This window comes from Rhodobacter lacus (assembly GCF_042683065.1).
Taxonomy (GTDB): Bacteria; Pseudomonadota; Alphaproteobacteria; order Rhodobacterales; family Rhodobacteraceae; genus Rhodobacter; species Rhodobacter lacus.
Genome location: NZ_JBHUIX010000002.1, coordinates 167,257 through 173,270, shown reverse-complemented (window position 1 = coordinate 173,270; position 6,014 = coordinate 167,257). Strand labels below are relative to the sequence as shown.

General features: G+C 62.3%; 11 protein-coding genes. 10 read left to right on the top strand and 1 reads right to left on the bottom strand.

Features of this window, described 5'->3' with window-relative positions; genetic code table 11:
* The 5 genes from ACFSM0_RS01645 to ACFSM0_RS01625 all read left to right on the top strand — a co-directional run.
* Window positions 1-68, top strand: a 68-nt coding sequence (locus ACFSM0_RS01645) for an EF-Tu C-terminal domain-related protein (RefSeq protein ID WP_154763426.1), incomplete at its 5' end; no start/stop codon positions are given.
* 209 nt (window positions 69-277) lie between these two features.
* Window positions 278-586 carry a 30S ribosomal protein S10 gene (gene rpsJ / locus ACFSM0_RS01640; RefSeq protein ID WP_013066043.1) on the top strand — a complete coding sequence of 103 codons (309 nt, stop codon included), beginning with the start codon at window positions 278-280 and terminating at the stop codon, window positions 584-586.
* A gap of 11 nt (window positions 587-597) precedes the next feature.
* Window positions 598-1,326 carry a 50S ribosomal protein L3 gene (gene rplC / locus ACFSM0_RS01635; protein ID WP_377386158.1) on the top strand — a complete coding sequence of 243 codons (729 nt, stop codon included), beginning with the start codon at window positions 598-600 and terminating at the stop codon, window positions 1,324-1,326.
* Window positions 1,323-1,943: a 50S ribosomal protein L4 gene (rplD, locus tag ACFSM0_RS01630; RefSeq protein WP_377386155.1), complete on the top strand. Its 621-nt coding sequence runs from the start codon at window positions 1,323-1,325 to the stop codon at window positions 1,941-1,943. The genes rplC and rplD overlap by 4 nt, the downstream gene beginning before the upstream one ends.
* On the top strand, window positions 1,940-2,236 hold the full coding sequence (locus tag ACFSM0_RS01625; protein WP_377386153.1) for a 50S ribosomal protein L23: 297 nt from the start codon (window positions 1,940-1,942) through the stop codon (window positions 2,234-2,236). The genes rplD and ACFSM0_RS01625 overlap by 4 nt, the downstream gene beginning before the upstream one ends.
* A gap of 71 nt (window positions 2,237-2,307) precedes the next feature.
* On the opposite strand, the gene ACFSM0_RS01620 is transcribed toward ACFSM0_RS01625, so the two are convergent.
* Window positions 2,308-2,892: a cytochrome b gene (locus tag ACFSM0_RS01620; RefSeq protein ID WP_377386151.1), complete on the bottom strand. Its 585-nt coding sequence runs from the start codon at window positions 2,890-2,892 to the stop codon at window positions 2,308-2,310.
* Between the two features lie 343 nt (window positions 2,893-3,235).
* Here ACFSM0_RS01620 and rplB point away from each other — a divergent pair, with 343 nt between their 5' ends.
* The 5 genes from rplB to rplP are packed head-to-tail and all read left to right on the top strand — an operon-like array spanning window position 3,236 to window position 5,886.
* Window positions 3,236-4,075 (top strand): 50S ribosomal protein L2, encoded by an 840-nt coding sequence (rplB, locus tag ACFSM0_RS01615; RefSeq protein ID WP_377386148.1) that lies wholly within the window; start codon window positions 3,236-3,238, stop codon window positions 4,073-4,075.
* Window positions 4,076-4,078: 3 nt separating this feature from the next.
* Window positions 4,079-4,357, top strand: a complete 279-nt coding sequence (rpsS, locus tag ACFSM0_RS01610) for a 30S ribosomal protein S19 (RefSeq protein ID WP_377386145.1) — start codon at window positions 4,079-4,081, stop codon at window positions 4,355-4,357.
* A gap of 5 nt (window positions 4,358-4,362) precedes the next feature.
* On the top strand, window positions 4,363-4,743 hold the full coding sequence (gene rplV, locus ACFSM0_RS01605) for a 50S ribosomal protein L22 (protein WP_377386142.1): 381 nt from the start codon (window positions 4,363-4,365) through the stop codon (window positions 4,741-4,743).
* The gene (gene rpsC, locus ACFSM0_RS01600) at window positions 4,743-5,459 is read left to right on the top strand and encodes a 30S ribosomal protein S3 (RefSeq protein ID WP_377386139.1); all 717 of its coding nucleotides are present in this window, start codon (window positions 4,743-4,745) and stop codon (window positions 5,457-5,459) included. The genes rplV and rpsC overlap by 1 nt, the downstream gene beginning before the upstream one ends.
* 13 nt (window positions 5,460-5,472) lie before the next feature.
* Window positions 5,473-5,886, top strand: a complete 414-nt coding sequence (gene rplP, locus ACFSM0_RS01595) for a 50S ribosomal protein L16 (RefSeq protein ID WP_097068637.1) — start codon at window positions 5,473-5,475, stop codon at window positions 5,884-5,886.
* The last annotated feature ends 128 nt before the right edge of the window (window positions 5,887-6,014 follow it).

Genomic DNA, 6,014 nt, shown 5'->3' with positions numbered 1-6,014 from the left:
TGCGCTTCGCCATCCGTGAAGGCGGCCGCACCGTCGGCGCCGGCGTCGTCTCCAAAATCCTGAAATAATCAGGGTTTTGCCCCGGCGGGGCGACCCGCCGGACGCAAGCGACACGAAATTGGAAGGAGCGTCGCAAGACGCTCCTTTTGCTCTTGACAGACTCGGGGGGCTCCCGTAGGGCACCGGCCTGATCTGCCAAGATTACGGTTCGATGCAGGCGTCGCATGCGGCGGGGTCTGCCTCTCAACTTTGAAGCCCTGCGAAAAGGGAAGACTGCATGTCTGGTCAAAACATTCGCATCCGGCTCAAGGCGTTCGATTACCGCGTGCTGGATGCCAGCACCCAGGAAATCGTCAACACCGCGAAGCGTACGGGTGCACAGGTCCGCGGGCCGATCCCGCTGCCCAACAAAATCGAGAAATTCACGGTTCTCCGTGGTCCGCACATCGACAAGAAGTCGCGCGACCAGTGGGAAATCCGCACGCACAAGCGTCTTCTCGACATCGTCGATCCGACCCCGCAAACCGTGGACGCGCTGATGAAGCTCGACCTCGCGGCTGGCGTGGACGTCGAGATCAAAGTCTGAGGAGCGGGCACATGCGTTCTGGTGTTATCGCCAAGAAGCTGGGCATGACCCGGCTGTTCCTCGAAGACGGCAAGCAAGTTCCGGTGACGGTGCTGCAACTCGACCACCTGCAGGTTGTCGCGCAGCGCACCGTGGAAACCGACGGCTATACCGCGGTGCAACTCGGTGCGGGCGAGGCGAAAGCCAAGCGCGTTTCGGGCGCGATGCGCGGTCACTTCGCGAAAGCGAATGTGGCGCCGAAGCGCAAGCTGGCCGAATTCCGTGTGTCGCCTGAAAACCTGATCGACGTGGGCGCCGAGATCTCGGCCGAGCATTACCTTGCCGGCCAGCATGTCGACATCGCCGGCACCTCGATCGGTAAAGGCTTTGCCGGTGCCATGAAGCGTCACAACTTCGGTGGTCTGCGCGCCTCGCACGGTGTGTCGATCTCGCACCGTTCGCACGGCTCGACCGGCCAGTGCCAAGACCCGGGCAAGGTGTTCAAAGGCAAGAAGATGGCTGGCCATCTTGGGGCCGTGCGTGTCACCACGCAGAACCTGCAAGTGGTCCGCACCGATGCCGACCGTGGCCTGATCATGGTCAAAGGGTCTGTTCCGGGCGCCAAGGGCGGCTGGGTCACGATCAAGGATGCGGTGAAGAAACCGGCCCCGGCCGATCTGCCGCTGCCTGCCGCGCTGAAATCGGCGGCTGCTGCTGCCGCTCCGGCCGAAGAAGTCTCGGTCGAAGGGGGTGAAGCATGAAACTCGATGTGATCAAGCTTGACGGCGCGAAAGCCGGCTCGATCGAGCTCGACGAGGCCCTGTTCGGCCTTGAGCCGCGTGCCGACATTCTGCACCGCGTCGTGCGCTGGCAGCGCGCGAAGGCGCAAGCGGGCACCCACTCGGTGCTCGGCAAGTCGGACGTGAGCTACTCGACCAAGAAGATCTACCGCCAAAAAGGCACCGGTGGCGCGCGTCACGGGTCCAAGAAGGCGCCGATCTTCCGTCACGGTGGTGTCTACAAGGGCCCGACCCCGCGCAGCCACGCCCATGACCTGACCAAGAAGTTCCGTGCGCTTGGCCTGCGCCATGCGCTCTCGGCCAAGGCGAAAGCCGGCAATATCGTGGTGATCGAAGCGGCTGACATGGCCGAAGCGAAAACCTCGATGCTCGCCAAGGCGGCCAAGGAGCTGGGCTGGAAAAAGGTCCTGGTGATCGACGGCGCCGCGGTGAACGAGAACTTCGCGCTTGCCGCGCGCAACATCGAAGGCATTGATGTGCTGCCGTCGATGGGCGCCAACGTCTATGACATCCTCAAGCGTGACACGCTCGTGCTCACGAAAGCGGGTGTCGAAGCTCTGGAGGCTCGCCTGAAATGAGTGCGAAACCCGAACATTACGACGTGATCGTGAAGCCCGTCATCACCGAGAAAGCCACCATGGCCTCGGAAGCTGGCGCGGTGGTGTTCCAGGTGGCCAAGACGGCGACCAAACCGCTGATCAAGGAAGCCGTCGAGGCTCTCTTCGGCGTCAAGGTGAAGGCGGTCAACACCACCATCACCAAAGGCAAGACCAAGCGTTTCCGTGGCCGCCCCGGCGTGCGCTCGGACGTGAAGAAAGCCTATGTGACGCTCGAAGACGGCAACACGATCGACGTGTCGACCGGGCTCTGATCGTTGCGATCCGACTGAATTGAAAAGCCCCCGCGGTTGCGGGGGCTTTTCCTTTTGAAGCGTTGCACGGCTCAGGATTTCCTGCGCGGCAACATCGCGCTCATCGTCTCGTCACGGTCGATCAGCAGGTGCTTGAGCGCAAAGGCGACATGGCCGATCACGACGATTGCGAGCGCCCAGGCGAGGAACCAGTGCAGGGTGACAAGATAGGGCGTCACCGCCGGGCTTTTCGACATCAACGTCGGAATATCAAACAGCCAGAGCACCGGGATATTGTAGCCGGCGGAGGAGCTGTTCGCCCAGCCCGAGACCGGCACGGCCACCATCAGGAAATAGAGCACGCCATGGCCGAGATGGGTGAGGCGTTGCATGATCTCGGGCATCTCGGTGAGCGGCGGCGCGGCATGGGTGGCACGCCAGATCAACCGGCCCACGACGAAGAACAGCGTCAGCGTGGCGATGTTCTTGTGCGTGACAATGGCGGTGACCTTCTTCGCGGTCTCGGCATCGTCAACGCCGTAATGCAGCATCGCGCCGCCGTAATAGCCGATCACCCATGCGATGATGATGATCGCCGCCATTGACCAGTGGAAGAATTTTGCGACCTTGGTGTATTCGCGCGGAGGGGAGGGGGCGTGTTCGGTGGGGCTGGCCATGGGAGCGTCCTTGAGTGGCTGGAGATGGCTCAGCATCCCGGGGCGCAAGGGCTGTCGTTTTGATCCAGATCACGGGTCACGGAGTTATTATGACAACTTTGTTGCCGCCGCGCCGCGCCTGACGCGCTTATCGAACGCGCGCGCGATCGGGCATGCGCCGGGGCGGGCAGAAACTCTTTTCTCCCGTCGCGATTCCCCCATAGACGCGCGGATTTCTTTTTGGTAGGCACGCCCATCGCCGAGAGCCCCGGATTCGTCCGGGGCTGGTGATTTTTGCACTCGGGGAGCTACGGCGCCCCATACGTAACGGACCTATGGTCCAGAGCAACGGAAGACAGAGAGCATGGCACTCAAGTCGTATAAGCCGACGACGCCTGGCCAGCGCGGGCTGGTTCTGATCGACCGTTCGGAGCTTTGGAAAGGTCGTCCCGTCAAAGCCCTCACGCAGGGTCTTACGAAGACGGGCGGCCGGAACAACACCGGACGCGTCACCATGTGGCACAAGGGTGGCGGCGCGAAGCGTCTCTACCGCATCGTCGACTTCAAACGTCGCAAGTTCGACGTTCCGGCCACGGTCGAGCGGATCGAATATGACCCGAACCGCACCGCCTTCATCGCGCTGATCAAATACAACGACGGTGAACTGGCCTACATTCTCGCGCCGCAACGTCTCGCCGTGGGCGATACCGTGATCGCCGGTGCCAAACAGGACATCAAGCCCGGCAACGCGATGCCGTTCTCGGGCATGCCGATCGGCACGATCGTGCACAATGTCGAGCTGAAACCCGGCAAGGGTGGCCAGATCGCGCGCGCCGCGGGCACCTATGCCCAGTTCGTCGGCCGTGACGGGGGCTATGCCCAGCTGCGTCTCTCCTCGGGCGAGCTGCGTCTCGTGCGTCAGGAATGCATGGCGACCATCGGTGCCGTGTCGAACGCCGACCATTCGAACCAGAACCTCGGCAAGGCCGGTCGCAAGCGCCACATGGGCGTGCGTCCGACCGTTCGCGGTGTTGCGATGAACCCGATCGACCACCCGCATGGTGGTGGTGAAGGCCGCACCTCCGGTGGCCGGACCCCGGTTACCCCGTGGGGCAAGGACACCAAGGGCAAGCGCACCCGTTCGAACAAGCAGACCGACAAGTACATCCTGCGGTCGCGTCACGCCAAGAAGAAGGGTCGCTAACCTATGGCACGTTCTCTCTGGAAAGGCCCCTTCGTCGATGCCTATCTGCTGAAAAAAGCAGAGAAGGCGCGCGCTTCGGGCAAATCCGACGTCATCAAGATCTGGTCGCGTCGCTCCACCATCCTGCCGCAGTTCGTCGGCCTCACCTTTGGTGTCTACAACGGGCATAAACACATCCCCGTCAACGTCACCGAAGAGATGATCGGCCAGAAGTTCGGTGAATACTCGCCGACCCGGACCTACTACGGTCACGCCGCCGACAAGAAAGCGAAGAGGAAGTAATCGCCATGGGTAAGGAACAAAATCCGCGCCGCGTGGCGGACAACGAAGCCTTCGCGAAAGCGAAGATGCTTCGCACCTCGCCGCAGAAGCTCAATCTCGTGGCCGCGCTGATCCGCGGCAAGAAGGTCGACAAAGCGCTCGCCGATCTGACCTTCTCGAAAAAGCGGATCGCCGAAGACGTGCGCAAATGCCTGCAATCGGCGATTGCGAACGCCGAGAACAACCACGGCCTCGACGTCGACAGCCTGATCGTCGCGGAAGCTTTCGTCGGCAAGAACCTCGTGATGAAACGTGGCCGTCCGCGGGCACGTGGCCGGTTCGGCAAGATCATGAAGCCGTTTTCGGAAATCACCATCAAGGTGCGTCAAGTCGAGGAGCGCGCGTAATGGGTCAGAAGGTCAACCCCATCGGGATGCGTCTTCAGGTCAACCGCACCTGGGACAGCCGCTGGTTCGCTGAGTCGAAAGACTACGGCAACCTGCTTCTGGAAGACCTGCGCATGCGCGAGTTCATCCACAAGGAAGCCAAGCAAGCGGGCGTTGCTCGCGTGATCATCGAACGTCCGCACAAAAAGTGCCGCGTCACGATCCACGCCGCGCGTCCGGGTGTCATCATCGGCAAAAAAGGCGCCGATATCGAGACCCTTCGCAAGAAGCTCGCGAACTTCACCGCGTCGGAGCTGCACCTCAACATCGTTGAAGTGCGCAAGCCCGAACTGGACGCGCAACTGGTGGCCGAGTCGATCTGCCAGCAGCTTGAACGTCGGGTCTCGTTCCGCCGCGCGATGAAACGCGCTGTGCAGAACGCGATGCGCATGGGCGCCCTTGGCATCCGCGTCAACGTTTCGGGCCGCCTCGGTGGCGCCGAGATCGCGCGGACCGAATGGTACCGTGAAGGCCGCGTGCCGCTGCACACGCTGCGTGCCGACATCGATTACGCGCTGGACGAAGCCATGACCCCCTATGGGATCATCGGTGTGAAGGTCTGGATCTTCAAAGGCGAGATCATGGAACATGATCCGCAAGCCCGTGATCGCAAAGCTGCCGAAGCCCAAGATGGCCCGGCGCCGCGCGGTCCGCGTCGCGACCGCGACGCTCGCTGAGGAGTGACTTGAGATGCTGCAACCGAAACGGACGAAATTCCGCAAACAGCACAAGGGCCGCATCCACGGCGAGGCCAAGGGCGGCTTCAACCTGAACTTCGGCTCCTTCGCCCTCAAGGCGACGGAACCGGAGCGGGTCACGGCGCGTCAGATCGAAGCGGCCCGCCGCGCGATCACCCGCCACATGAAGCGTCAGGGCCGGGTCTGGATCCGCGTGTTCCCCGATGTGCCGGTGTCGTCGAAACCGACCGAAGTGCGGATGGGTAAAGGGAAAGGCTCTGTCGATTACTGGGCGTGCAAGGTCAAACCGGGCCGCATCATGTTCGAAATCGACGGCGTGTCCGAAACCATCGCGCGCGAAGCGCTGCGCCTTGGCGCGAACAAGCTGCCGGTGCTGACCCGCATCGTCGCGCGCGAAGACTGGTAAGATCTGATCCTTTCCGGGATCTTGCGCCCCCGCCGGCCTCCGGCGGGGGCGTTTTCTTTTGTGTTTCTGAGCGCTTGTGGCAAGCGTTTCCGGGGGGAGACATTGTGGCGCGTGTCTGGATCGGGTTA